Here is a 25,952-nt window from a genome sequence, read left to right as displayed (position 1 = left end):
TATGAAAATAACTGGAACAGCACAGGCTGAGTTTTTAGCTCTCCCGACCCACTCTAAGGCGAAGGTGATACATGCTATCGACAGGTTCCTGCTCGGCGATGGTTTCTCTACCCTGGTAAGGGTGGATGATAATTTAACAGGGATTCAAACAGAAGGAGCTGGCATCCAAAGAGTTATTTTCATTCGCAGAACCGTTGAAGGTGAGGTAATTCTAGGCGTAGCAATGAAGAAAAAGAAGCGTTTCAACCAGAATGACGCCTTAGCATTTTTGGCAGACCGACTGGCCTTATCAAAACCAGCTAACCATGAATGCTGGAAAAATTTCAGAAAAAAGGCACTTACTGTAACAGCGGTAAAAAGCGGATTTGAAAATGAAGTTTTAAAGGAAACTCTCCAGAAAACACTGATGAAATGGCGCAGTATCGCTGGCCTGACTCGACAACAACTCGCCAACAAAATGGGGGTGTCTTACAAATACCTATGTAGTATAGAAGCAAACCCATCCAAAGTGAGCATCATTACCCTTTACCATTATGCTAAGAAGTGTAATGTCAAAAGCCCTCAAATTTATCTATAAATAAAAAATACAAGATGTATTTCATCGAATTTTAGCTAATGTCCACAAGACTTAATTGCGCTCAAGATTACAGCCTAATCCTTTTACCAAGCTGAACTGTTTCAGACAGGGCTCAGTTTGGATATCGAAAATTATTGTACGTTAATGTCGTTTTTTGGCCTTCCTACTTTAGCTGGCCGCTGACCTGATCCCGGTTGATTATTACATGTCAATGTTAGTCCTACATCCATGCGGTTATGACAAATGCCAACTTCCGCTCCTCGCTCAAAGCAGACCTTCACCGATAATCATCATCCCCCAATCCTCCTACGGCACCATTACCAATTTTCATTTCTGCGATCCTCCTTCCAGCCCCCACTCTTGCCCAACCCCACTAACCGCTGTACCCTATTGTTGTACCTGCAAAATCAGGTACCGGGATTAGCCTCCTGACCTAACTTCATCGGCGACACATGCGCGTTAGCGTTTTTTTTGTGTCGTGCGTACAGCTACACCTCAATGGTGGGCCGAACGGGGGCATCGTAAGATGCGCCGGTGTCGATGAGGCCGGTAAGGCTAACTCCGTTCGGTTCCGCCACCCGCGAGATTAGCCTCTCCGGTGGTGGTTATAACTATCACTCATCGGAGGCTGCCCCCATGGCAACACCCCTCACCTCAACTACCGTACCCGATTTCACCCACTGCGAGTTTTACTCCTTCGTGGAAGGCCGCGCCGTTCACCTGGGCGGAGATTGGCTCTCTCAGGCCGGGTTTATCGACGGCATGCCCGTTAAAGTCCGCGTGATGAAAGATTGTATTGTGATTACCCCGCAGAATACCCGCGAGCTGTGGGGCTGTATTGAAGGTATGAGCGTCGCGAATATCAACCAACGCAAAGTGAAAGCATGGCTGAAAACCTTTCCTGGCGCGTTGAACGATAGCGGGGATATTCCAGCGATTAAGCGGAGTAAAACGGGCGGGAAATTCTGACAACGATCGTAGTCCGGTCGAGCTCGGAGCCGTTCCCGGCGGCGCTGCGCTTGGCCGGGCTACGGGATCGGTAGCCCGGGCGAAGTAGGGAAAATGTTTGCCGCTATCACATATAGGCGTAGCCCGGCCGAGCAACGCGACGCCGGGATTACAGCAACGCACAGACGTTCAGGACTGGTCGCCTCCCGGCATCAACGGCTAGCCTCTCGGCCAAACCTGCGGAAACAGCGGAGAGTCGAGTGGTTCACCGTCGCGCAGCGTCAGTTCAGGAAACGGTGGCGAGGTCACGCCACCGCGGTCGGCAAAGGTGGCGTCATCACCCACCCAACGGGCGGAAAAAACGCGTCGTGAACGTGGGGTATGATTTCCTCGCGCGCCATGAACGGTGCGAAAATGAAACGCCACGGCATCCCCTGGCTCCAGATCCCAACTGACAATATCGTAATCCGTTTCGTGCGCGTCGATATCTGGCAGTGAACGAAAGCGCGCGTGGTCGTAAAGTTTGGTACCGTTGAAGCGGGTTGGGCTAAACTCTGCCTCCCATAGGTGCGAGCCGCGAATGCAACGCAGCGACGTCTCCTGTGCGACCGGATCCAGCGGGATCCAGAAACTGACATTCTGCCGCCCAGACACGCAGTAATAAGGCTGATCGTGGTGCCATGGCGTCACCGTGCTACCACCCGGCTGCTTCACCAGCGTGTGTTCATGAAAAAACTTCGCCGTCTGCGACTGCATCAGCGTAGCGGCAATCTCTGCCGCCGCCGACTCAAAGACAAAATCCTCAAACTCCGGGATTCGCGACCAGTTACAGTAGTCCTGAAAAAATGGTGCAGACCCGTCTTTCGGGATCACCGTGCGCGCATGGCCATATTCGCTGGGGTTGGCCATCAGCGCCGCCACGCCGCTGGAGAGTCGTTCAATCCACGGCGTAAATACGCCTTTCAATAACACCACGCCATCGGCCTGCCAGCGGTCGATAGTGTGTTGATCAATACGTGCAGCGCGTTCATTTTGCATCGCTTAGGATCCTGTGTTGAGCGTTCGGTTGAGGAAACTACGGTTAGTCGCGCATCCAGGCGCACAGGTTCTCCAGCATCTGCATGCAGCGTTCTATCTGCGCAATGCTGATGTACTCATCAGGCTTGTGACCTTGCGCCATACTGCCCGGCCCGCAAATCAGCGTGGCGACGCCCACCTCATCAAATAATCCGCCTTCGGTGCCAAACGCCACGGTCGAGAAATTATCGCTGCCGCACCACTGGGCCAGCCCGCGGGCGAAGTCTGACTGCGGGTCGCTGAGCAGGCCAGGATAATGGCTTAACGGCTGAAACTGAATATCGCTGCTTTCCGCTACCCCGCGCATCTGCGGCAGCAACTGCTGTGCATATTCCGCCAGCGACGCAGTGACCGTTTCGGGATTCACGCCGGGCAGATAGCGAATCTCAAAATCAAACCAGCAGGACTGCGGCACAATGTTCAGCGCCGCGCCGCCGTGAATCGTCCCCACCTGTAGCGTGCTGAACGCAGGTGAAAAGCGTGGGTCTTCATGGTGTGCCAGCGTCTCACCCAGCACATCCAGTCGGTTAATCAGCTTCGCCGCATAGTTGATGGCGTTAACGCCCTGCGGCGCATAGGCGGAATGGCAGGCCTGCCCCTCCACGCAGCAGCGCATCGCCAGTTTGCCTTTGTGGCCGTAGACCGGCTGCATCTCCGTCGGTTCGCCAACCAGGCACAGCGCCGGTTTTTCCGGTGAGGCTTCGAGATACGCCACCAGGCTGCGCACGCCGAGGCAGCCCACCTCTTCGTCGTAAGAGAACGCCAGATGCAGTGGCATGCGCAGCGGCGTTTCGCAGAACGACTCAACCGACGCCAGCACGCAGGCAATAAAGCCTTTCATGTCGGCGCTGCCGCGCCCGTAGTAGCGCCCATCTCGCTCGGTTAAGGCAAACGGCGGCACGTTCCAGTTCTGCCCGTCTACTGGCACCACATCGGTATGACCGGAGAGCATCACCCCACCCGGCCCGGATGGGCCCAGGCGGGCGTAGAGGTTGGCTTTTTCCCCGTCTTCATTATAAAAACGCTGGGATACAATGCCGCGCGCGGCCAGAAAATCGGCAATCCAGTCAATCAACGCCAGATTGGACTCGCGACTGGTGGTATCAAAGGCCAACAGTACGGCGAGAATATCGCGCGCGGTATTATTCATCGCCCGGTACGCCGTAAGACGGGGCATCGCGCGGGTCCAGCGCACGGGTAATATAGGCTTCCATCTGCGGCTCATAGGCCAGCCACAGCTGCTCCAGTTCGGCGATCGGATCGTCGTCAGCCCAGTCGACACGCAGGTCGACCACCGGCCACGCGTAGTCTTCCACCACTTTAACCGCCGCAGAGTGCACCGGCCCGGCCTCACCGCCTGCGGCGATACCTGCACGCAGCCCGGCAATCAGTCGGCTCGCCAGTTCCCCGGTGGCGTTTTCAAAGGCCTCAACCATAGCGGCAATTACGCCATGATCGGCCAGCATATTCCCCGCTGCCACGCAGTTCTCACCGGCCAGCGTTTCACCAATCCCCAATGTGTGTTCGCCGCTAAAAGTGGCAATCTCACCGCTGGCATCAATCACCGTTACCTGGCGGTATTCACTGAAGCGATCCTCCGCCAGCGCGCGGTTGAGCGCCTGTTCGACCGACTTGCCCGCCTCCAGTCCGCCGAGAATATGCGGCCCCAGCGACGGCAGCGTGATGTTCTGGCTGGAAACCGCCCCCACACCGGCCAGCAGCCACGGGCAACGTGCGCCTACGGCAATGCTCGAGGAGCTAATCGCAATACCTAACTGTCCGGATTCCGGGCACAGCGCAGCAATCGAAATCGTCATTACGCCACCTCACTGTTCCAGTCGTCGGGGATCACCGCCGTCACGTCAATCTCCATCAGCCACTGTGGCTGCGCCAGCGCCGAGACCACCACGCCGGTCGAGATAGGGAAAACGCCTTTCAGCCACTTGCCCACTTCCTGATACACCGGCTCGCGGTAGCGCGGGTCGATAAGATAGGTGGTGGTTTTCACGATATGCGTCAGGTCACTGCCCGCTTCTTTGAGCAACTGCGCCACGTTCTTCATCGCCTGCTCGGCCTGCGCGCGCGGGTCGCCAAGGCCAATCAGATTGCCGTCAAAATCGGTACCGACCTGCCCGCGCACATACACGGTGTTGCCCGCACGTACCGCCTGGCATAAATCATTGTTCAGTGACTGATTTGGGTAGGTCTCTTTGGTGTTAAACATGCGGATACGGGTATGGGTTGGCATCGTTACATTCCTCAATTCACGGGTTTTCAGGATGGCTGGTAGTGCTGATACTGACGCTGGATGGCAATCTGGTCAGCGATGTATTTCGCGTCGTGCCATACGCCCCAGATAAAGGTCGATCCGCGGCGCGATAGCCACGGCAGGCCCAGAAAATAGACGCCCGGCTCGTTAGAGACACCGCGATGATGCTGTGGGCGCTGCGCGTCGTTAAAGGCGTTGACCTTCAGCCAGCGGTAATCGGTGGTGTAGCCGGTGGCCCAGATGATGGTGGTGATCCCGGCCTGTATCAGATCAAGACTTAACAGCGGTTCGGTCACGCACGCCGGGTCCGGCAGGAACTCGCGAGCCGCAGGTTCTTCAGGGAGAGAGAGACCGTTGCGGGCAACATAAGCGTCCGCCGCGTCAAGCAGCGCCAGATAGGAGTCGTCGCCGCGCTGAATGTTGTCGGCCAGATCGTTTTGGAAAGTGGTGGTTGCGCCGTCAAACGATTGGGTTTGCCCGACCAGCGTGACGCCCTGATGAGCCAGTTGACGGAAATCCACGGTATGGCCACCGCGCGCGCCGCTCACCGCAATGGTGACGTGCTCTTTACCCGGCTGGTTTGCCGCCGCATCCCACAGCCCAAGCACCCCAAGCCACCAGCAGAAATCACGCTCACGATAGCGGCGCGGTGGGCGGTCGTGCGCGCCGACGGAGAGCCACACGTTACGACCTGCGCGCTGTAATTCATCGGCAATTTGTACGCCGGAAGAGCCTGCGCCAACCACCAGCACGCCGCCCTCGGCAAGCTGCTGCGGGTTGTAATACTGCGCGGAGTGGATTTGATCGATGGCATCAGTCACCGGGGCAATCGCCGGGATTGTCGGGCGCTGGAACGGCCCGGTGGCGGCGACGATACGCTGGGCTTCAATCACCCCCTGAGACGTTTCTACGCGGAAACCCGGTCGACCCTTCAGACGTTCGGCGCTGTAGACCTCGACGCCGGTGCGGATCGGCGCGTTAAAGCTGCGGGCGTAGGCCGCGAAATAGTCTGCAATCTGCTCTTTGGCGACAAAGCCGTCGGCGTCGCAGTCCGGGAACATCATACCGGGAAAGCGGTCGTGCCAGGCCGGGCCGTTGGCGACCAGCGAATCCCAGCGCCCCGTGCGCCACGCCTGGGCGATGCCCTGTTTTTCCAGCACCAGATGGGGAATATCAAGCGTCGTCAGATGTTCGCTCATGGCGACGCCCGCCTGCCCCGCGCCAACGACCAGGGTATCGATTACGGTAATGTGTTCTGTCATTTTTCTGTCCTTCAAGCACGGTTGCCGACGATGTCGACGGCATTGACAGAACTCAGGTTATGTAACTGTGAGGAAATCGTAAAATATTATAAAACGATCGTCTGAATAGAATTTTATGAGGCTAAGGGAAAAACTAAAAATAAGCCTGCAGATTATGCAGGCATTATTTCAAGCACGAGAAGGGGTTAATTCAATACTGCGACAGTAATCCATAAACAGCTGCGTGGGTCGAGTTGGTTCATTATTTGCCAGATGCGCCATAATTAATGTTGAGGCGGGCATTTCATCGACAATATCTCGCTGCACCACTCTTTCACCATCGTAGGTCATATCGCAATACGGACGCGTAACCAGTACCGAAAAGCCTAATCCTTGCCCCACCATACAGCGTACCATTTCAATAGACGGCGAACTGTAGGCCACTTCCGGGTGATAGCCTTTTTCTTTAAATATCGAGATAAAATAGTTTTTACTCGGGACAGCATCCAGCAGGATCATTGGCTCACGACTTAATTCCTGTAACGTCACCGCCGATTTTTGCGCTAACGGATGCGAGGCCGGCAATAGCGCATAGGGTTTATGCGGCGCGTTCAGGCGCTCTTTGTTAATCGAATGCCCCAGTTCGAGATCGTAAACCAGCGCTAAATCAAAGCGCCCGCGATGCAGGCCGTGCATTAATTCATGCTGCTCGCCGTCGTATAAATGCAGGGTTATTTCCGGGTACAGTTTTTTAAACCCAGCCACCAGTTTTGGCATATATAGCGGGGCTACAGACTCAAAACAACCCACTGATATCATGCCGGAAACCAGCTCTTTATCGGCCCGGGAATTCTGCTCAAACTCCCACGACAGGCGCAGCAGGTCTTTGGCTTTATCGTAGATACGGCGGCCGCTGGAGGTGAGCGACACCCCTTGCGCATGGTGGCGAATAAACAACTGTTGGTCGAAGGCGCTTTCCAGGTTTTTTATCGCAATCGAAATTGACGGCTGTGCAATATGCAGTTGACGAGAGGCTTCGGCGATACTTTCCGTCTCCACCACCGTCACAAAATACTTCAGTTGTTTGAGTGTAAATCGGTTCATCGCGTCACCATTGATAAAATATTGTTCATCGTCTGTCGGGAATAGTTTCCTGCTATGACTTTGCAATCGGCGTGCCACTTAACCAAAAAGGGGTATTTATCCCTGATACGGAGTTCTGATATTTATCTGTGGTTATTTTTTTAACATCACAAATGACTTATTGCACCACAGCGAACCATGCTGCACTATTATCACGCAATGCCTGCCCCTATAACGTGCAAATAACCTTCCCCGCCTTAAATAGCGTTATTCATTTTCAATAATTGTTTTTTAATTGTTTCAGTTCAGTATCGTAATAATCACTTTACATTCCATAACGTTAATACCGTTGCATAGTTTTTTTAAACTTAAAGACCAAAAATTTACTAATTGCCTCGTTCAACCTCCTGCCAGCATAGTGTTATTGCACGATGAATATCGGCGACGTCTGATTAATGCACCATTACGTCGCTTCCATTTCTGTTAATTATGGCGAGTAAATAGCCTATGACGTTTAACTGGAACTACATGTTAAGCCTGCTTAGCGATGTCGATTTTTGGCAGGCCACCTGGACCGTCATTAAATTAAGTCTGCTGACCTGGGGCTGCAGTATTGTGCTGGGGTTTATTCTGGCGCTGGCTAAACAATCGCCGCGAGCCTGGCTAAGCGCACCTGCCCGGCTTTATATCTGGCTCTTTCGCAGTATGCCGCTGCTGGTGCTGCTGATTTTTGTCTACAACATGCCGCAGGCGCTGCCGTCGGTCGCGCCATTGCTTAACGATCCGTTCTGGGCCGGGCTAATCGCGATGGTATTAAGCGAGGCCGCCTATATTGCGGAAATTCACCGCGGCGGGCTGCTCTCTATTCCCCGTGGGCAAAGCGAAGCCGCGCGGGCGCTGGGCTTACGTTACGCCGGCATTCAGTGGCGCGTCATTATTCCCCAGGCCCTGCGCGTTGCCCTGCCTGCGCTTGCCAACGAATACATCGCCATTGTGAAACTGAGTTCGCTGGTGTCGGTTATCTCGCTTACTGAAATTCTGATGGTCGGTCAGCGCCTCTATTCACAGAACTTCCTCGTGATGGAGACGATGGCGGCGGTTGCCTTCTACTACATCCTGATCGTCACCGTGTTCGACTTCCTGCTCAAGTGGCTGGAGAAATATCTCGATGTCACCCAACGTAAAACCACCCGCCAGGTGGATGCGGAAATGCAGAAACTGGCCACCGCGCACCGCCCGGCGATGGCGCGTAGCATCGCCACCGCTGAAGAGCCCGCGTTGCAGGCCTCTAAGCTGCACAAAGCCTATAACAATGTCGAAGTGCTTGGTGCGGTGAGTCTCAAGATCCAACCAGGTGAAGTGGTCTCGGTCATTGGCCCATCCGGCTCCGGGAAAACCACGCTCATCCGCCTGCTGAACGGCCTGGAGCAGATTGATAACGGCGAAATCAGCATCAACGGCCAGCCGTTTATTCACCTCGAGCGTCAAGGTCAGCAGAAGCCGCGCTTTATGGAAGACGCTAAACATCGCCTGAATATCGGCATGGTATTCCAAAGCTTCAACCTGTTCCCGCATCTCACTGTGCTCGGCAACCTGCTGCTCGCCCCGCGCTATCACCGTCTGGCGAGTGACGGCGAACTACGCCAGCACGCCTGCGAGCTGCTGCATAAGGTCGGCATGCTGGAACACGCGTGGAAGTACCCGCACCAGCTTTCTGGCGGCCAGCAACAGCGCGTGGCGATTGCCCGTGCGCTGATGATGCGCCCACAGATCATGCTATTTGATGAACCGACCTCGGCGCTCGACCCGGAAAAAGTCAACGAAGTACTGCAGGTGATTGAATCCCTGGCTCATGAAGGCATCACCATGGTCATCGTTACCCACGAGATGAACTTCGCCTTCAAAGTCTCTGACCGGATTGTGTTTATGGAAAAAGGCCGGGTGGTCTGCGACGACACGCCGCAGGCCATGCGCAGCGGGCAGCATCCGCGCGTCGACGCCTTCCTGAAAGATGTCTCTTTGGCTTAATCATTCGTACTTGAAGAGGAACCACTATGATCGCGCAATGGCAAATCGAGCAGTTTCATCAGCAGGGTTATCTGGTTGTCGAAGGGGTGCTTTCCAGCGATGAAATCGCCGCCTTGCAGACCGATTTTGACGGTTGGGTAGAAGAGAGTCGCGCCCATGATGCGGTATGGGGCGAGACGCAGGACGGCCGCCCGCGCTTTGATCTCGAGCAGGATCATTCGCCAGAGCACCCTTCTCTGCGCCGCGTGACCTCACCGACCGAGATCTCCGCCGCCTATCAGCACGCGGCGCTTAACTCGCGGATGGCAACCATCGCCGCCCAGCTTATCGGCGGCAGCGGCACCCGTTTTCATCACAGCAAAATCAACTCCAAGCTGCCGCACACCGCCACCCAGGTGAAATGGCATCAGGATTTTCTGTTCACCCCGCACAGTAACGACGACATCATCACCGCGCTGCTGATGGTGAGCGACGTGACGCCAGAGAACGGCCCGCTGAACGTAGTGCCCGCCAGCCATAAAGGGCCGCTGTGGTCGCACTGGCAGGACGAACGTTTTACCGGTTCGGTGGATAGCGATGTGGTCGACACCCACTGCCAGCAACCGCAGGCCTGTTTTGGCCCTTCAGGCTCCGTCTGCTTTATGCACACGCGCCTGCTGCACGCCTCTAGCCCTAACGAGACCGCGCTGCCGCGTACGTTGTTCATCAGCGTTTATGCCGCCGAAGACGCGCTGCCGTTTGGTGAAAACCCGCTGCCGAGCGCCCACGCCGGGCAACTGGTCGCAGGAACCGAGAGCGGCCTGGTGCGCAGCACCGTAAACCAGCTTCGTCTGCCGCAGAAACCGCGCGGCGCATCCTTCTTCGTTCAACAGGCCGGTGCCGACAGCGCCAGCATGTAATTTGCTCATTTTCCTGGAGGTTTTATGACACGTTCTACCGCACTGCGCCCTGTTGCCCTGCTCCTTTGCGCCGCTGGCGCGCTGACATCCTTTAGTGCGCTGGCTTTCCAGCACGACGGCAAGCTCACCGCCGGCTCAGACATGACCTTTTTCCCGTATGAGTATATGGAGAACAACAAACCAGCCGGGTTCGACATCGAGTTTCTCGCAGGCCTGGCAAAAACCATGGGCCGTGAAGCGGTCAATATCGACACCCGCTTCCCGAATCTGATACCTGGCTTGCAGGGCGGCCGCTTCGATATCACCAACTCATCGATGTACATCACCGCCGAGCGTCTGAAGGTTATCGACATGGTGCCGTACCTGAAAAGCGGCGAAGCGATCCTGTCTCTGAAAGGCAGTGACTATCAGCCAAAAACCCCGGAGGAGTTCTGCGGCCATAAAATTGGCTCGATGGGCGCGACTTCCTGGCTGGCACAATTGCAGAAGCTCTCCGTCGACTATTGCGTGAAAAAAGGCCTTAAGCCGATTCAGCTGAGCGAATACACCACTGACCCGCAAACCACTCAGGCGATGCTTTCCCGTGCGGTAGAAGCACAGATCACCGATGCGGCGGTTGCCCGCGGGGTGGTTGAGAAGCTTGGCGACCGCGTGGTCATCTCCTCCGAGACGCTTATCTACCCGGTACTGAACGGTTATGGCGTGAAAAAAGGCAATACCGAGGTGAAAACCGCGCTTGAGGAAGGGCTGAAGAAATTCAGCGCCACGCCGGAATACGCCGCGCTGCTGAAGAAATACAATTTCCAGGCACCGAGCGCCGAGGATCTGCAAACCCTGATGCCAAAAGCGGAGTAATGTCTATGCGCTACTCGCACGAAGAGCAAACCCGTATCGATCTCGCAGTGACCTTTCGCATCATCGCCAAGCTTGGGATGCATGAGGCGGTCGCTAACCATTTCAGCGCGGCGCTCTCTCCCGACGGAAAAACGTTTCTGCTGAACCCAAAGTGGAAACACTTCTCGCGCATTCGCGCCAGCGACCTTCTGCTGCTGAACGCCGATGATGAAAGCTGTGCGGCGCGCCCGGACGTTGACGCCACCGCGTGGGCGATCCACGGGCAGATCCACCAGCGCCTGCCGGACGTGCGAGTGGTGCTTCATCTGCACCCGGTCTACACCACCAGCCTCGCCTGCCTGGCAACGCCGCAGATCCTACCCGTTGACCAGAACACTGCCCGCTATTTCAACCGCGTCGCCGTCGACACGCTGTACGGCGGCATGGCGGACACCACCGCAGAAGGCGCGCGACTAGCGGGGCTGCTGACGGATAAACGCCGCCTGCTGATGGGCAACCACGGGGTGCTGGTGACGGCACCGAATATTGGCGAGGCGTTTGATGATATCTGGACGATGGAGCGCGCCTGCCAGATTCTGATCACCGCGTGGTCAACCGGGCAACCGCTGAAGGTGCTTTCCGACGAGGTCGCCGAGAAAACGGCACAGGATTGGGAGAAGATTGCGGACTTTTCGAGGCGGCATTTTGAGGAGATGAAGGAGATGGTGATTGAGGAGGATCGGACGGTGCTGGAATGAGGGGGTGGCCCGGGGAACAAGGGAAGTAAACCGGGCGGCAAATTCCAGCGATAATCGTAACCCGGCCAAGCGCAGCGCCGCCGGGATTCACGCAGGTAGTTCAAAAATGCCTGATAGCGCTTCGCTTATCAGGCCTCCCTTTTTGCAATCAGAAGTATTCCGTTTCGTGGCTGGAAACCCAGAAGAGGATCGTGCCGCGATAATCGTCATTCGCAGAGGATATCAGCGAGCATTTATCCGCATTACCATCAGCAGTGTAAGAACAACTCTGCTTCACGCGTACGGTGGATTCCCCACTTTTCGACACGATCTCTGAATCAGCAAATTGCGCACTTCCGGTTGGGTAAAAAATACGCTTATCACTTTTATCTTTGTAGTTCCGGATGCGAACGGGCAATTGACTATTGCCATATTCATATCGCTCTACCACTTCACCCGTCTCTTTATCCACAATAGTCTCAAGCAACCCGCGCACATTATAGCTGAGGGTATATTTTCCGACTTCATTCTCGAGCTCAGTAATTTCGCAGCGGTCGTTAACTTTTCCGGTAATACGCTGACCGTTAAAAGAGGTAAGCTCCCCCTCTTTGTTAATCAAATGAAAGACACGGACGTTTGCCTTATCGACCATGTTGATATGGGTAAAGCAACCCTTGCTGTCATAGCTTACGTCTGTCATCGCCCTAAGCTTACCGTTAAGGTCTCGAATCCACTGCAGGCTATGTTTGACGTTCCCGGTTGTTGGATCATGCTCGAACAAAAGCGCGGCATTTAACACCGCCGGTTTAAATTGCGTGATTGCGGCTGCATTAAATGATGCAGCGAAAAGAAACAGACTAAATATCGCCCTTGCTTTCATTATTCATTCCTTTGTGGATCACCAATGACCCAACCCCTTCATTAATAAAAAGGTGGCGAAACTGACTGTAAAAGTACCGCCCACAATGTAAAAAAACACATTAACGTAGAAGCCAATATCGCCTCGGTAATAGTAATCCTTCACCGAGGAGCCTTTTCTGCCTTCAATAATCACGCCGGTCTGCGCTCCCCTGATGCCATGTAGCAACATCCAGACCGAAGCGATATAGGTAACGCACGATAGTCCCACCAGCTCGTAATCCATGCTTATAACCTTATGAAAACAGACATCATTGTCGAATCGTTAAAAACATAGCATCGCTTATTACTACTCAGTTTCTTGAACCGTTATTCTAGCGACTTCCTTGCAAAAGTTGTAATCCGGTTTCTAGTAGGTTAGCACGGCAACGGGATTGATTAATATGACATATAAGAGCCAGATAGCATTTCTCCAGGCAAGTTTACAGGACTTACCCATGCAAGACTTTTTGGGCCCCATTTCGTCGTATTTTTCATCCATCTGGACATTTTGACGTGATTGATTTCATCAACTTTAGCAATCGTCATCAACAACTCAGTACGCTATTACCACTGACTCAAAATGTAGCTGAATATATGGTAGCCGGACTAACTATTCGCTGCTTTGAACCGGAAAGCGCCGTCGAGGATGTACTGCTTGTTTATCACGGCGGTGGCGTCAATTCAGCTGCCGGTTACGAGATCCTTGCGCACCAGATAAGCCATCGCGGGTCGGTGTGTACCTGCCTTATCGATATCCGTGGGCACGGACGATCGTTGGGTCATAAAGGGCGCGTTGCGCATCCGCAGCAGGTCTGGCGGGATGTCGACACGGTGCTTGAACATGTGCACAAAAAGTTCCCGCGGGCCAGGGTTCATCTACTGGGGCATTCAAGCGGAGGGGGAATGCTGATCAATTATTTTACGCGCTACGCCCCATCGCAAAAAAGTGACAGCCTGATTTTACTGGCGCCTGAATTTGGGCCTTTTGCGCCAGCCAATATTCGCAACAGCACGTCGATTCCCTTCGCGGCGGTAAGTCAGTGGCCTTTCATACTCAATGCACTCAGCGGCGGATTACTGTGTGGCGACCGTTTCGCCGTTACGCTTAATTTCCCCAAAGAGGTGATGTTATTAAGGCCTGAATTTGTTCAGCGCTACAGCGTAAATATGGCAAATGCGTTAACACCGCGTCAGCCCGCAAAACAAATTGCCGCATTGCCACTCCCTGTCACGGTTCTGATTGCCGAAAAGGATGAGTTATTTGATGCAGGCCAGATGTCAGAGTTTGTCGAAGGATGCGGTAACCCGAATTTACGCACCAGGATGATTGCGCGCAGTAAACACCTGGACTCTATTTTTGATGCCAGTGAAGAAATTCATCAGCATCTAAGCGGTCACGCCAGTAGAAATTAACCCGTCGTTCATCGGCAATACTTGCAGCGTGGCGGTTTCGCAATATAGGTTGTCATCTTTGCGTCGGTAATCCCTATGCTGATTGAGCAGGATAAAAAGAGACCAACGCAAATGAGCGAAGCCATGCTGAATTTGCTTAACGCAGGCGATCTATCTCTTTTTCCCAATACCGAACGTCGTTCTGCAATCGCTGGTATTTGGTGCTAAGTTCGCTGGATTCACCATCTTCTTTGGTTAACTGGTAAAAACGTTGTTTGGCGTCACTATCAAGCGCATCCCAAATAAGCGAAAACGCAAAACCCTGAGCCTCTGCTTTACGTCTTTCGGCGAAGTTTCTTTCTGATCGCCTTGTTGCATCGACATACTCAAATGACAAAATGGATAGAACTAAAAACGTGGTGACGATAACGGTAATCGGGGCGTTCAGCTTAAAGTAGAAGATAGCAATGGCATCAAGAACAATGGCTATCGCCGTGTATAAAAACGATATGAGTAATGTCTTAGGTAGTCTTCCCATGATTTCTGACGTTCAGCCTTTTCCTGCGAATTATATATGGATTGATCTAGTATACATCCGCACCTGCTTTTGCCATCTCTTTCTACCGTGGTCACGGTATTTGCCTATTTCGATCAAAGGAGACGTTGCCATAGACGAAACCGACAACCGTCCCCTGTAAAGAACGGTTTATAACAGGAAGTCTAATTGTTTCAGCGTCTGCACCAACGATGCCCTTTCCTCACCGGTTAGCGTTTGAAGCGGAAATGGCAGGCAGGGAGATGCAACCACTCCCATGATTTCAGCAACGGTGGCAATAACGCGTAAACTTCCGTGGCGGTGATAAAATGCCCACAGAGGATTAAGGTCACTGTTGAGCTTGTGCGTTTTGCGCTCATCCTGGGATAACGCGGCCTGCGTCAGAGCCAGCGAATAATGTGGGAACATGCCCCCTATGACGGAATACCAGACATCACAACCCCACATTAGCCCATTAGCGGATTGGGCGTCGCCACTGATGCCAATCGTGACGCCTTTAGCTACTCGTGTCTTTAGATTGTCGATGCGTTGTAACGCCAGTTCCCGGTTATCAGGGATCTCGCTGAGTTTTATTGAACCAACCTGGTTCAGTGCTGACAGGGCTATTAGCAGCTCATCAGTAAATTCAAATTTGGTCGTCGCCGGGTTGTCATAGATACAGAGGGGAACCGATAGCTCAGCGGTAATCCGTTCATAAAAGCGAAAGACTTCATCGGTGCTGAGCGGTTGATAAGACAACGGCGCGAGTAATACACCGCTGACCCCTGCTTTCTGCGCGTCTTCCGCTAAGCGTACAACCTCTTCAAAACGGACATGCCCAATGCTCGTGATCACCGGAATATTTGCGGCAGTGCTGACGGCTAGTTTAGTGGCCTGATATCGTTGCTCACGGGTAAGGTAGGCATAGCTTCCGGTAGAACCCAGAGCACCAATAGCGTCCACACCAGCAGCAACCAGATTTTCAATTAATGAAATAAAGGATTTTTCTTCAATCTCACCCTCGGTGAGAGGTGTCAGAGGAAATGCGCACAGCCCCTTGAACATGTTGGTTTTCTCGGCGGAAATAATTATTGTCTGCTCAGACTAGAGTGCGATACCGGGATTAACAAATGAATAGTTTTAATGGTTTTGCGCCTCTTACCGCCTTCATTTTTGTCGGTACGAGGATATTTAAGGGTATGAGATGCACATTTTCCCTGCAACACAAACACAGAACTGATACACTGGATATAATCACAGTGCAAGGGGCAAATAATGGCCGTTGAAATAAAATTTGTTGTCGTAAGAAAAGGTGAAGAGAAAATGACATTTGCCAGTAAGAAAGAGGCTGACGCTTACGACAAACTGCTCGACATGGCAGAAGCGTTCACTGACTTGCTGCTGCAAAGCGGAACGTCAATGGATGAAACACAGGCGGAGGATCTTGGGATGTATCTCGCCGAGCAGAAAGTGGCGGTGCAGCATATTTTGCGCACCAGCAAACTGCCTGAGCTCGGTGCCCCTGTTGAAACCGATGAACCCGAGTCAGATACCGCTGGCAGTAAAAAAATCAAAGCGGTTAAAGTCGCTTAAATACCCGCATGCCGCATCGTAGCCCGGCCGAGCAGAGCGACGCCGGGGTTGGCGCGATGGAAAGAGCATTGCCTGATGGCGCTTCCCTTATCAGGCCTACGGGATCTTCGCTTATGCCTGAACGGCGCAAAATTCCGTCGTTGTCAGCCTATAGCAGACGCTCTAACTGGAATCATGCTCCGGTTACGATTTCGGAAATATCGACCAGTTACAGAACTTCAACAACCTCAAACTCCTCAGCGATAAGCTCCATATCATGCGAAAAATAACCTTCGCGGGTAAAAAATCGCTGATGTTCCCTTTGCCAGTATTCAAGGCTCAGATCGCCTTCACCTTCTTTTCGCGCAAACTCGGCCGTTACATCGCAAAAGCGCACTAGCCGCATTGAAATAAGCCGGGTCACGCATACCGGTACATTCTGACCATCAAGAATGATGTTGTAGCTCCCTATCAAGGGAGCTGAGACTTCCTGCTGGTAAGAAGATAAAGAGCCGCATGAGGCCGTTTTCAGCCCTTGTTTAATAAGCGCGGCAAGCTCGTTGGCCAGTTCCGGGCTATCTCCCATTTGCCAGGCGTTGGCACCCGGATACCTCATCATCAATTGATCAATCGCGCCCATTACAAGCCCTGCTCAGTCGTTAATGGTTAAGAAACTGCTCAGCAGCAATTTATCGAACATGTGTGGATAATAGCTACTAATTTGAGAGAGGGGTAACGTCTGCTTTTGTAGCCCGGCCGAGCGGAGCGACGCCGGGGTTGGCGCTGTGGTAGATAGTTTTTGATTGGAGGTGCAGTTTTTTGTCTATGTGCTTGCCCCCTCACCCTATCCCTCTCCCCACGGGGGAGAGGGAACGGTTGGGCAGATTAATAACGTGCGCAGACTGACTTCGTTTCACACCAGTCATTCAACCAGTCCGGTCCGAAATCACGCCCGGTGCCCGACTGCTTCATGCCGCCGAACGGCAGGTTGGCGTCAATCAGCGTGTGGCTGTTGACCCATACCGTACCGGCCTGCAGGCGGTCGGTGTAGTTCAGCGCTTGCGTCAGGTCGCGAGTCCAGACGCTGGCGGTCAGGCCGAAGTCGCTGTCGTTGGCGAGGCGCAGCGCCTCTTCGCCGTCGGCGACGCGCACCAGGTTCACCACCGGGCCAAACACCTCTTCGCGGGTTAAGCGCAGGTTAGCGTCCGGGTTGATAACCAGCGTTGGCGGAATGTAGAAGCCCTGCGCATCTGGGCCAACGTTGCCGGTAATCAGCTCAGCGTTCTGCTTACGGGCGTCATCGAGATAAGCGGCTACTTTGGCGCAGTGCGCCTGGGAAACCACCGGGTTAATCTGGGTGGTCTCCAGCATCCCTGGTCCCACCTGTAGCGATTTCACCGCCTGTTCGAAGCCGCTGACCAGCGTGTCGAACAGCGGCGCTTCAATATAGATACGTGAACTGGCCGCGCACACTTGCCCCTGGTTGAGGAAGCTGCCGGTCATCAGCCCTTCGATAACCCAGGCCGGGTCGGCGTCTTTCAGCACGATAGCCGGGTTTTTACCGCCCAGCTCCAGCGTCACGCGGGTAAGTCTGTCGGCGGCCACGCGGGCGATCTGTTTACCGGTCGCGGTGGAGCCGGTGAAGCTCACCTTCGCCACATGTGGGTGCGAGGTTAACGCCGCGCCGCACTCGGCGCCGCTGCCGGTCACCACGTTGAATACGCCTTCCGGTACGCCCGCTTCGATGGCTAATTCAGCCACGCGCAGCAGCGTCAGCGGCGTGGTTTCCGACGGTTTGATGACGATAGAACAGCCCGACGCCAGCGCTGGCATCACCTTCCACATACCGATCATCAGCGGGAAGTTCCACGGTACGATACCCGCGACAACGCCGACCGGCTCTTTTTTGGTCCATGCCTGATAGCGCGCGCCCTGCGGGAACGGAATGGAGACATCCAGCGTGCGGCCACTGATTTTAGTGGTCAGCCCGGCGGTATAGCGCATCCAGTTCAGGGTGCAGCCCACTTCGAAGGCACGGGAAATGTTGATTGATTTACCCTGCTCCAGCGTTTCCAGCTGAGCCAGTTCTTCGCCGTTCTGCTCAACGAGGTCAGCAAAGCGCAGCAGAATACGTTCGCGCTCGGCAGGCGTACGCCCGGCCCAGCTGCGGGAGACAAACGCGCGCCAGGCTGACATCACCGCACGGTCGACGTCAGCCGCGTTGGCGTCCGCGGTAGAAGCAATCGCCTTGCCCGTCGCCGGGTCCCAGACGGTGAGACGTTTTTCACTCTGCGCCGCCTGCTGCGCGCCATCAATAAACAGGCCATGCTGACGGTCTAAAAACTGCTGCACGCTCGGGAGCAGTGCTACCTGTGATGAGGACATATCGTCTCCTTATTCTTCGCGGTTAGTCATTTCAGTCTACGGCGGGTCTGGAGATCGCGCTTTTGTCTCTGTGACATTCGCTTGTGCGGCTGTGACAGAGACCGCAATTAAACAGATTGCTCTGGCAGAAATGTGCAACAGGTAATAGTTCTTTCATATATTCCCCTGCCAACCCTTGTTAAAGGCAACATAAATGCAACAATGCAAAAACATTTTCATTGCAGAGATGGCGTATGGCAGCGGTAAATGGCGGTGAGACATATCAGGCGTGGCTGGCGAAAATCAATCAGGTGTGCGGTCATTTCGCCGCGCGGCCGTTGGATGGCGACTTTCATGGTGAGATAGACACCAGCTATGCGGGCAGCCTCAAGCTCAGCACCGTGACCACTCGCAACGTCAATCTGTTCCGCACCCGCCAGGAGATCCGCAGCGGTAACGATGCCTGGTTCTACACCGTGTTTCAGCTTGCGGGTCAGGCCAATATTGAGCAGGACGATCGTCAGGTAAGGCTGGAAACCGGCGATATGACGCTGATCGATGCCTCACGCCCCTGCTCTATTCTCTGGCAGCAAACCTCTCGTCAGGTCTCGCTGTTGCTGCCCCGCCAGCTGTTGGAAAGCCAGCTCCGCGGCAGCGGAATAAGCGTCGCCACCCGTCTTGATAAATCCTTGCCGATGGTTCAGCTTAGCCAGCGTCTGCTGCATGAGAGCATGAGCAGCCCTCAGCTTTCCGCAAGCGAGAGCGAAGCGGCGCTGGATGCCATGGTGTGCCTGCTGCGCCCGATGCTGCATCAGCAGGAGGTTGCCCCGTCCCGGCGCGAAAAGCAGTTTCAGAAGATTATGGCGCTGATTGACGATGCCATTCAGGAAGAGCATCTGCGCCCGGAGTGGCTTGCCGATGAAACCGGCATGTCGGTAAGAAGCCTGTACCGGCTGTTTGCCGATAAGGGCCTGGTGGTGGCGCAGTACATCAAAAACCGCCGTCTGGATCTCTGCGCGAAGGCGCTACAGAGCGCGCCAGACGACGAAAAGCTGGCCGGAATCGGCTATCGCTGGGGGTTCAGCGACCACAGCCACTTCTCCACCGCCTTCAAGCAGCGGTTCGGTGTTTCGCCGGGCGAATACCGCAAGCGTGGTCGCTAAACGAAAATCAGATCAATTATCTTCCACCAACTGTGACACATCGCTGCTGTTAATTTCACGTGCGTTGCCGTCCTGATCGGTGTAGCTGGTCATGCCGGTCTCTTTATCAAGTTGCGGTTTCCCCTGCGTGACAATCGTCTGGCCGCTTTTGGTGGTCATCACGTAATTAGTGGTACAGCCCGTCAGCGCCAGCAGCATTGCCCCTGCGCACAGGAAATATAAAGGCTTTTTCATCTTCTCTCCGTTCATTGTCCCCGCCAGCGGCAGGGTTAAGTCGGCGTATTGTATGCCTGATACAGAGAAACGGGGTATCGACGGGATGTAACAGAAGATAACGTGATGATTTCCGGGAGGTCGGCTGACCTCCCGGCGTGTCGCTTACAGCGCGATACGAATCACATCATCAGGCGCGGTGGCCTCTTTCTGACGGGTAGATTCCTGCTTCACGCTAACGTACAGCGTTTTACCATCAGCGGAGAGCATCAGGCTATTTGGGAAGGTTGGGGTTTTGATGGTTTTGGTGACTTTATAGTCTTTCGCATCAATCACCGTCACGGTGCCCGCTTTACGCTGGGTCACGTAAACTTCGTTACGAACCGGGTTAAACAGCACTGCCAGCCCTTCCTGGGTATCGACCTTCGACAGCACTTTGCCATCTTTCAGGTTTACCACCAGCAGTTCCGGCTGTTTGGAGTCGGTGATAAAGGCACGCTGACCGGCTTTATCCAGGCTGATGTTGATATAGAAGTGCTCTTTGCCATCGTCCTGCAGTTTCTGACGGGTCAGAATTTTGTTGCTCGCGGTATCGATGGTGACCAGTTCGCCGTCACCGTTGGTCACGTACAGGCGCTGTTTATCCGCATCGACCGCCAGGCCTGTGCCGAACGTGCCGGTACCGGTGATGGTGGTTTTCAGCGTCAGCTTGTCGCCGTCGACAACCCAAACGGAGCTGCCGTCTTTGCCAATACCGGTGATATAGACGGTATTGGTTTTCTCATCTACCGCCAATTCACGCGGCTGCAGTGGCTTAACCGTTTCGCTGCGCTCACGGCCATCCAGCACCAGACGGCCTTTCACATCGCCGGTTTTAGCGTCAATCGCAGTCACGGCACCGTTGATGGTGTTACCAAACCACAGGGTCTGAGTCTGGTTATTCAGCGTTGCACCAAACGGTTTGAGATCGTTATGGATAACCTGCGTCACTTCCAGAGTAACCGGGTCGAGACGATAAACAATACCGCCCTTATCGGTTTTACGGCTTTGTGAGGTGGCCAGCCACAGCGCGTTTTCCTGCTGGCTGTAGGCCATTTCATATGCCCCTTTCCCGACCGCTTTACGCAGCATTTCATCTGCAGCATGCGCGCTAAAGCTCCCCGCCAGCAGGAAAGCACTCAGTAACAGAGAACGGCGCAGACGCGGCGCGGACAATTGACGTAATGGCATGACGACTCCCTTTGATGAACGTAGTTATTTCTGCTGCACATCGCTTCTGGCTCCGTAGCGTCGTAGCGCTACGTTTTGTAGATGCGAATAGTAATCATTAATTTATGTAATGTGGAGCTTTTATTACGCTCAGCAACCAAATAGTTGCTATTTCATCACCTGAAATTAACGATTTATGCTGCTAAAGTTTTCAATATATTTACAAAAGTATTAACCTATTCGGGTCTGTTCCATTTGGTACATTTTGCGAGTTTTTCATGAAAATCATAACCGTACGCTCAGTAACGCTGCCAGCGCTGCTGTTGCCGCTTGTTTTTTCTCCTTTTTCCTGGGCCAATGATGAACAAACGTTAATCGTTACCGCCGCACCGCAGGCGGTCTCCGAACTGGATACCCCCGCCGCCGTGAGCGTGGTCGATGGCGAAGATATACGTCACGCCGCGCCGCAGGTTAACCTTTCTGAATCGCTGGGCGCCGTGCCGGGTTTGCAGGTGCAAAACCGTCAGAACTACGCGCAGGATCTCCAGCTCTCTATTCGCGGTTTTGGCTCCCGCTCGACCTTTGGCGTGCGCGGCATCCGCCTGTATGTTGACGGTATTCCGGCCACCATGCCCGACGGCCAGGGGCAAACCTCGAATATTGATATCGGTAGCGTGGATCACGTCGATGTGCTGCGTGGCCCCTTCTCCGCCCTCTACGGCAACGCCTCCGGCGGCGTGGTTAACGTCACTACCCTGACCGGGAAGCAACCCACCACGATTGAAGCCAACAGCTATTACGGCAGCTACGGCACCTGGCACTACGGTATGAAGGCCAGCGGTGCGGTGGGCGACGGCACCCAGGCGGGTGATGTCGATTACACGGTATCGACGAATCGATTCACCACTCACGGCTATCGCGACCATAGCGCGGCGCGCAAGAATCTCGCCAACGCTAAGCTCGGCGTGCGAATTAACGATGTCAGCAAGCTGACGCTGCTGTTTAATACTGTCGATATTAACGCTAACGATCCCGGCGGGTTGACCAAGAGCGAAATGGAAGCCGACCGCCAGCAGTCGCCGCGCGGCGATCAGTACAATACGCGTAAAACCGTGAAGCAGACTCAGGCGGGCCTGCGTTATGAACGCCAGCTCAGCGAGCAGGATGACCTGAGCGTGATGATGTACGCCGGAGAGCGTCAGACCACGCAATATCAGTCAATTCCCGCAGTGGCACAGCTGAACCCGGCTCATTCCGGCGGCGTAATCGACCTCGACCGCCACTATCAGGGCATCGATACCCGCTGGACGCACCGCGGTGAGCTGTTTATCCCGGTGACCTTCACCACCGGTTTGAACTACGAAAACATGAATGAGAAGCGTCGGGGCTACGAAAACTACATCATGAACGGCACCACGACAGAGTATGGCGAGAAAGGTAATTTACGCCGTAACGAGCGCAATCTGATGTGGAACCTCGACCCGTACCTGCAAACCCAGTGGCAGCTGACCGAGAAGCTGACGCTGGATGCAGGCGTACGCTATAGCTCCGTGTGGTTTGACTCCAACGACCACTACGTCACCGCCAAAAACGGCGACAGCAGCGGTGATACCAGCTACCACGAATGGCTGCCTGCGGGATCGTTAAAGTACGCGATTACCGATGCATGGAACGTGTATGCCAGCGTGGGTCGCGGCTTTGAAACCCCCACCATCAGCGAACTCTCCTACCGTTCCACCATGACCAACGGACTGAATCTGGATCTCAAACCCTCCACCAACGAGACCTATGAGATCGGCAGCAAAACGCGGATTGGCAACGGCCTGCTCAGCGCCGCGCTGTTCCAGACCAATACCACCAATGAGATCGTGACCGACAGCAACATCGACAGCCGTGCCAGCTATAAAAATGCCGGTAAAACCCGCCGTCAGGGTGCCGAACTGGCTATCGATCAGCAGTTCGCCGAAAACTGGCGCGCCAAAGCCGCGTGGACCTGGCTTAACGCCACCTACCGCACCGACGTCTGTGGTGACGGCAGTTGTAACGGCAACCGTATTCCGGGTATCGCACGCAATATGGGCTTCGCCTCGCTGGGCTATGAGCCAGAAAGCGGTTGGTACGCGGGGGCCGACGTGCATTACATGGGCGATATTATGGCGAACGATGCCAACACTGCCCGCGCGCCGTCATGGACCGTGGTGGGCTTGAATACCGGCTACAAGTTCAATCTCAGTAACTGGACGCTGGACGTTTTCGGGCGCGTGGATAACCTGTTCGATCGCGAGTATGTTGGCTCGGTTATCGTTAATGAAACCAACAAACGCTACTACGAACCGGCACCGGGCCGTAATTACGGCGTCGGCGTGAATGTCGCATGGCGTTTTGAGTAATAAGCGAAACGTTTCCGGGACACCCCGGAAACGTATTTCTCGAAAGGACGTTAATGGCGATACTGCTGTTTTAAGAAGGAGGTTGATTCATCAATAATTTGTGATATCGCCGAATAACTCGCCGAGGAGTCTCTTTTTTCCAGCGCATTCAGTAATGATGCATACACATTTTGATGCTGAAACGGTTCTACTCAATTTAAATATAAATAATGAAGACTCGGCCCCGCTCGCACCCATAATTGTTCAATCATCGTCACCAATGTTGGCATTTCCGCATAGTCGTAAATCTTAAAGCGAAATTGATAATTGGTTTGCAGCATGAGGGTAACATCCCCTGCTGCTTTAGCCTCATGGAAAGCGTCAGAGAGGCGGTTTAATTCACCCATTCTTTCTGTGGTTATATTGATTGCCGCAGCGGCAGTCGCCATTCCTTCGAGGTTTTTACGAATCTGATTAATTTTAAGATAGCCTGAATTTGTCAGCACCGGCACCATAAAGGCCTGTGCAGGCGCCGCCTGCAGCGCGCCTGAGGAGACCAGTCGCAGCAGCGCTTCTCGCACCGGCGTAATACTGATCCCCTGGTTCACGGCAATTTCACGCGTGACGAGCCGTGCGCCAGGTTTTAACGCGCCGACAACCAGCGCATTCTTGATATTATTCTCAATTTGCTGCGTCAAACTGATACGTTGTGCTTTAGCAAAATCCAGCATATTTATTATAACTCCGCGCTTTTATTTACCCAGACTATTTATAATTAATAGCTGGCGTTTTATTTTTTGCGCAGGAAATACGATATATATTTTTTGCGAAGTAGTTTTCAGCATAATTAATAGAAGATGAATCATCGCCAAACACCCCGCTCAGGCCGCTCCCGGCCTGGATTAGAGCGGCACGTTGAGCCTGACCACCAGATAAGTACAGGGTTTGCCGCTGTCGTTAATAAAGCGGCAATCGTTCGGTGGCCCGAGTTCGAGGCAGTCGCCGGTTTGCATACGGTGCGCGATGTCGCCTTCCATAAACAGCAATTCACCGTCCTGTACCCATAGCAGTTGGCGCGCCATCGCATAGGCCGAGGCAGGCATCGGAATGTCGCTGCCTGTTGGCAGTTCAATTTGTACCAGATCGACCGGCAGTTCACCCCGCGGCGAAACGTGCCGACGCAGGTAGTGAGTCTGCGGGTCGTGCCAGACCGGCTGGTCAGCAAAGCGCAGCAGTTTACCTTCCTGCATCTCCGCACGGGCGATCAGCGTCGACATGCTGATACCAAAGGCACCAGAAAGCCGCGCCAGCAGTGCCGCCGTCGGGCTGCTTTCGCCGCGTTCAATTTTGTGGATCATCGCCCGGGAGACGCCCGCACGTTCGGCCAGCTCGCTCAGTGACCAGCTGCGCGACTCACGCTCAATGCGAATTCTTGCACCGATCCGTTGATTTAAGTTGTCTTCAATAGTATTCATATCGTAATAATATAGTGAACAACACTCAGGGTGCAACTCCATGCCTATTCGTTTTGCAACAAAAGAAGACTGCGCCGCCATTGCGGCAATCTACAACCATGCTGTGGTCCACACCGCCGCTATCTGGAATGACAAAACTGTCGATACCGACAACCGCATCGCGTGGTTTGAAGCGCGCCAGTTGGGGCATTTCCCGGTGCTGGTGAGCGAAGAAAACGGTACCGTGACCGGCTACGCCTCCTACGGTGACTGGCGCAACTTTGATGGTTTCCGCCACACCGTCGAGCACTCGGTCTACGTCCATCCGGAACATCAGGGCAAAGGGCTCGGCAATATCCTTCTCGGTGCGCTGATTGAAGAGGCCCGTCGTCGTGGTAAGCACGTAATGGTGGCCGGTATTGAAGCACAGAACCACGCGTCGCTGCATCTGCACGAGAAGCACGGTTTTGTCACTACCGGGCAGATGCCGCAGGTTGGCACCAAGTTTGGACGCTGGCTGGATCTTACCTTTATGCAGCTACAGCTTGATAACCGTCGAGATCCGGACGGACAGGCATGAATCAATCCCTCACGCTGACGTTCCTGATAGCCGCCGGCATCGGTCTGGTTATTCAGAACACGCTGATGGTGCGCATAACCCAGTCAGCCTCCACCATTCTGGTGGCGATGCTGCTGAACTCGCTGGTGGGTATCGTGTTGTTTGTCAGTATTCTGCTGATTAAGCATGGGCTTGCGGGCGTGAGTGAACTGGTGGCGACCATCAAATGGTGGACGCTGATCCCCGGCCTGCTCGGGTCGTTCTTTGTGTTTGCCAGCATCAGCGGCTATCAGTACGTGGGGGCAGCGACGACCATTGCGGTGCTGGTCGCCAGTCAGCTTATCGGCGGGCTAGTGATGGACGTGGTGAGAAGCCACGGCGTGCCCTGGCGGGCGCTGGTTGGGCCGATTTGCGGTGCGGTGATGTTGATTGTGGGCGCGTGGCTGGTGGCAAAGCGTCAGTTTTGATGCAGCGATTTCCCCGGCGTCGCGTTGCTCGGCCGGGCTACAGAATGTCGTGAACAAACGTA

General features: G+C 54.3%; 27 protein-coding genes and 1 pseudogene. 12 read left to right on the top strand and 16 right to left on the bottom strand.

Annotation, left to right across the window (positions count from 1 at the left end):
• Position 1 precedes the first annotated feature (1 nt).
• Positions 2-577, top strand: a complete 576-nt coding sequence (locus tag FHC49_RS13530; RefSeq protein ID WP_220440038.1) for a helix-turn-helix domain-containing protein — start codon at positions 2-4, stop codon at positions 575-577.
• 540 nt (positions 578-1,117) lie between these two features.
• Positions 1,118-1,546 carry a SymE family type I addiction module toxin gene (locus tag FHC49_RS13525; RefSeq protein WP_220440037.1) on the top strand — a complete coding sequence of 143 codons (429 nt, stop codon included), beginning with the start codon at positions 1,118-1,120 and terminating at the stop codon, positions 1,544-1,546.
• 198 nt (positions 1,547-1,744) lie between these two features.
• Here FHC49_RS13525 and FHC49_RS13520 read toward each other — a convergent pair whose 3' ends face one another.
• The 6 genes from FHC49_RS13520 to FHC49_RS13495 form a co-directional block, all read right to left on the bottom strand.
• The gene (locus FHC49_RS13520) at positions 1,745-2,563 is read right to left on the bottom strand and encodes a phytanoyl-CoA dioxygenase family protein (RefSeq protein WP_220440036.1); all 819 of its coding nucleotides are present in this window, start codon (positions 2,561-2,563) and stop codon (positions 1,745-1,747) included.
• A gap of 43 nt (positions 2,564-2,606) precedes the next feature.
• Entirely contained in the window at positions 2,607-3,752 is a 1,146-nt protein-coding gene (gene argE, locus FHC49_RS13515) for an acetylornithine deacetylase (RefSeq protein ID WP_220440091.1), read from the bottom strand.
• Positions 3,745-4,419: a DUF1028 domain-containing protein gene (locus FHC49_RS13510; protein ID WP_220440035.1), complete on the bottom strand. Its 675-nt coding sequence runs from the start codon at positions 4,417-4,419 to the stop codon at positions 3,745-3,747. The genes argE and FHC49_RS13510 overlap by 8 nt, the downstream gene beginning before the upstream one ends.
• A complete protein-coding gene (locus FHC49_RS13505) occupies positions 4,419-4,850 on the bottom strand; it encodes a RidA family protein (protein WP_185666251.1) in 432 nt (143 codons plus the stop codon). Before FHC49_RS13505 ends, FHC49_RS13510 begins: the two co-directional genes overlap by 1 nt.
• Positions 4,851-4,876: 26 nt before the next feature.
• Positions 4,877-6,133, bottom strand: a complete 1,257-nt coding sequence (locus tag FHC49_RS13500; RefSeq protein ID WP_220440034.1) for an NAD(P)/FAD-dependent oxidoreductase — start codon at positions 6,131-6,133, stop codon at positions 4,877-4,879.
• 168 nt (positions 6,134-6,301) lie between these two features.
• Complete coding sequence (locus FHC49_RS13495) at positions 6,302-7,216, bottom strand: LysR substrate-binding domain-containing protein (RefSeq protein ID WP_220440033.1); 915 nt, start codon at positions 7,214-7,216, stop codon at positions 6,302-6,304.
• 486 nt (positions 7,217-7,702) lie between these two features.
• On the opposite strand from FHC49_RS13495, the gene FHC49_RS13490 reads away from it, so the two are divergent.
• Genes FHC49_RS13490 through FHC49_RS13475 form a run of 4 tightly spaced genes read left to right on the top strand, consistent with a single transcriptional unit; the run spans position 7,703 to position 11,714 of the window.
• Positions 7,703-9,223 (top strand): amino acid ABC transporter permease/ATP-binding protein, encoded by a 1,521-nt coding sequence (locus tag FHC49_RS13490; protein ID WP_220440032.1) that lies wholly within the window; start codon positions 7,703-7,705, stop codon positions 9,221-9,223.
• 26 nt (positions 9,224-9,249) lie between these two features.
• Positions 9,250-10,122 (top strand): phytanoyl-CoA dioxygenase family protein, encoded by an 873-nt coding sequence (locus FHC49_RS13485; protein ID WP_220440031.1) that lies wholly within the window; start codon positions 9,250-9,252, stop codon positions 10,120-10,122.
• Positions 10,123-10,146: 24 nt separating this feature from the next.
• Positions 10,147-10,977: an ABC transporter substrate-binding protein gene (locus tag FHC49_RS13480; protein WP_185666246.1), complete on the top strand. Its 831-nt coding sequence runs from the start codon at positions 10,147-10,149 to the stop codon at positions 10,975-10,977.
• Between the two features lie 5 nt (positions 10,978-10,982).
• Positions 10,983-11,714 (top strand): class II aldolase and adducin N-terminal domain-containing protein, encoded by a 732-nt coding sequence (locus FHC49_RS13475; protein WP_220440030.1) that lies wholly within the window; start codon positions 10,983-10,985, stop codon positions 11,712-11,714.
• A gap of 148 nt (positions 11,715-11,862) precedes the next feature.
• On the opposite strand, the gene FHC49_RS13470 is transcribed toward FHC49_RS13475, so the two are convergent.
• Complete coding sequence (locus FHC49_RS13470) at positions 11,863-12,573, bottom strand: YnfC family lipoprotein (protein ID WP_220440029.1); 711 nt, start codon at positions 12,571-12,573, stop codon at positions 11,863-11,865.
• An 18-nt stretch (positions 12,574-12,591) separates the two neighbouring features.
• Positions 12,592-12,837, bottom strand: a complete 246-nt coding sequence (locus FHC49_RS13465; RefSeq protein ID WP_220440028.1) for a hypothetical protein — start codon at positions 12,835-12,837, stop codon at positions 12,592-12,594.
• A 269-nt stretch (positions 12,838-13,106) separates the two neighbouring features.
• On the opposite strand from FHC49_RS13465, the gene FHC49_RS13460 reads away from it, so the two are divergent.
• Positions 13,107-14,006 carry an alpha/beta hydrolase gene (locus FHC49_RS13460; protein ID WP_220440027.1) on the top strand — a complete coding sequence of 300 codons (900 nt, stop codon included), beginning with the start codon at positions 13,107-13,109 and terminating at the stop codon, positions 14,004-14,006.
• A gap of 136 nt (positions 14,007-14,142) precedes the next feature.
• Here the strand turns inward: FHC49_RS13460 and FHC49_RS13455 are convergent, their stop codons facing one another.
• Both FHC49_RS13455 and FHC49_RS13450 read right to left on the bottom strand, forming a co-directional pair.
• Positions 14,143-14,523: a hypothetical protein gene (locus tag FHC49_RS13455; protein WP_220440026.1), complete on the bottom strand. Its 381-nt coding sequence runs from the start codon at positions 14,521-14,523 to the stop codon at positions 14,143-14,145.
• 168 nt (positions 14,524-14,691) lie between these two features.
• A complete protein-coding gene (locus FHC49_RS13450) occupies positions 14,692-15,585 on the bottom strand; it encodes a dihydrodipicolinate synthase family protein (RefSeq protein WP_220440025.1) in 894 nt (297 codons plus the stop codon).
• Positions 15,586-15,795: 210 nt separating this feature from the next.
• On the opposite strand from FHC49_RS13450, the gene FHC49_RS13445 reads away from it, so the two are divergent.
• Entirely contained in the window at positions 15,796-16,113 is a 318-nt protein-coding gene (locus FHC49_RS13445; RefSeq protein WP_220440024.1) for a YebG family protein, read from the top strand.
• Positions 16,114-16,321: 208 nt separating this feature from the next.
• On the opposite strand, the gene FHC49_RS13440 is transcribed toward FHC49_RS13445, so the two are convergent.
• Positions 16,322-16,732, bottom strand: a complete 411-nt coding sequence (locus FHC49_RS13440; RefSeq protein ID WP_185666236.1) for an ASCH domain-containing protein — start codon at positions 16,730-16,732, stop codon at positions 16,322-16,324.
• A gap of 245 nt (positions 16,733-16,977) precedes the next feature.
• Entirely contained in the window at positions 16,978-18,477 is a 1,500-nt protein-coding gene (locus tag FHC49_RS13435; RefSeq protein WP_220440023.1) for an aldehyde dehydrogenase family protein, read from the bottom strand.
• 233 nt (positions 18,478-18,710) lie between these two features.
• Here FHC49_RS13435 and feaR point away from each other — a divergent pair, with 233 nt between their 5' ends.
• Entirely contained in the window at positions 18,711-19,619 is a 909-nt protein-coding gene (feaR, locus tag FHC49_RS13430; RefSeq protein ID WP_220440022.1) for a transcriptional regulator FeaR, read from the top strand.
• Between the two features lie 12 nt (positions 19,620-19,631).
• Here the strand turns inward: feaR and FHC49_RS13425 are convergent, their stop codons facing one another.
• Positions 19,632-19,853, bottom strand: coding sequence for a YgdI/YgdR family lipoprotein (locus FHC49_RS13425; RefSeq protein WP_185666233.1), 222 nt, complete (start codon positions 19,851-19,853; stop codon positions 19,632-19,634).
• 144 nt (positions 19,854-19,997) lie between these two features.
• Positions 19,998-21,062, bottom strand: coding sequence for a YncE family protein (locus FHC49_RS13420; RefSeq protein WP_185666232.1), 1,065 nt, complete (start codon positions 21,060-21,062; stop codon positions 19,998-20,000).
• 257 nt (positions 21,063-21,319) lie between these two features.
• On the opposite strand from FHC49_RS13420, the gene pqqU reads away from it, so the two are divergent.
• Positions 21,320-23,431 carry a TonB-dependent receptor PqqU gene (pqqU, locus tag FHC49_RS13415; RefSeq protein WP_220440021.1) on the top strand — a complete coding sequence of 704 codons (2,112 nt, stop codon included), beginning with the start codon at positions 21,320-21,322 and terminating at the stop codon, positions 23,429-23,431.
• 50 nt (positions 23,432-23,481) lie between these two features.
• Here pqqU and FHC49_RS13410 read toward each other — a convergent pair.
• Positions 23,482-24,141, bottom strand: a pseudogene (locus tag FHC49_RS13410) (GntR family transcriptional regulator).
• A gap of 171 nt (positions 24,142-24,312) precedes the next feature.
• Positions 24,313-24,885, bottom strand: a complete 573-nt coding sequence (locus FHC49_RS13405) for an XRE family transcriptional regulator (RefSeq protein ID WP_220440020.1) — start codon at positions 24,883-24,885, stop codon at positions 24,313-24,315.
• A 40-nt stretch (positions 24,886-24,925) separates the two neighbouring features.
• Here FHC49_RS13405 and FHC49_RS13400 point away from each other — a divergent pair, with 40 nt between their 5' ends.
• Both FHC49_RS13400 and FHC49_RS13395 read left to right on the top strand, forming a co-directional pair.
• The gene (locus FHC49_RS13400) at positions 24,926-25,444 is read left to right on the top strand and encodes a GNAT family N-acetyltransferase (RefSeq protein ID WP_220440019.1); all 519 of its coding nucleotides are present in this window, start codon (positions 24,926-24,928) and stop codon (positions 25,442-25,444) included.
• Positions 25,441-25,890 carry a DMT family transporter gene (locus FHC49_RS13395; RefSeq protein ID WP_220440018.1) on the top strand — a complete coding sequence of 150 codons (450 nt, stop codon included), beginning with the start codon at positions 25,441-25,443 and terminating at the stop codon, positions 25,888-25,890. Before FHC49_RS13400 ends, FHC49_RS13395 begins: the two co-directional genes overlap by 4 nt.
• The last annotated feature ends 62 nt before the right edge of the window (positions 25,891-25,952 follow it).

The organism is Kluyvera sp. EC_51 (genome assembly GCF_019584505.1).
Lineage (GTDB): Bacteria > Pseudomonadota > Gammaproteobacteria > Enterobacterales > Enterobacteriaceae > Kluyvera > Kluyvera sichuanensis.
The sequence above is the reverse complement of the archived record's forward strand: the minus strand, read 5'-3'. Positions and strand labels throughout refer to the sequence as shown.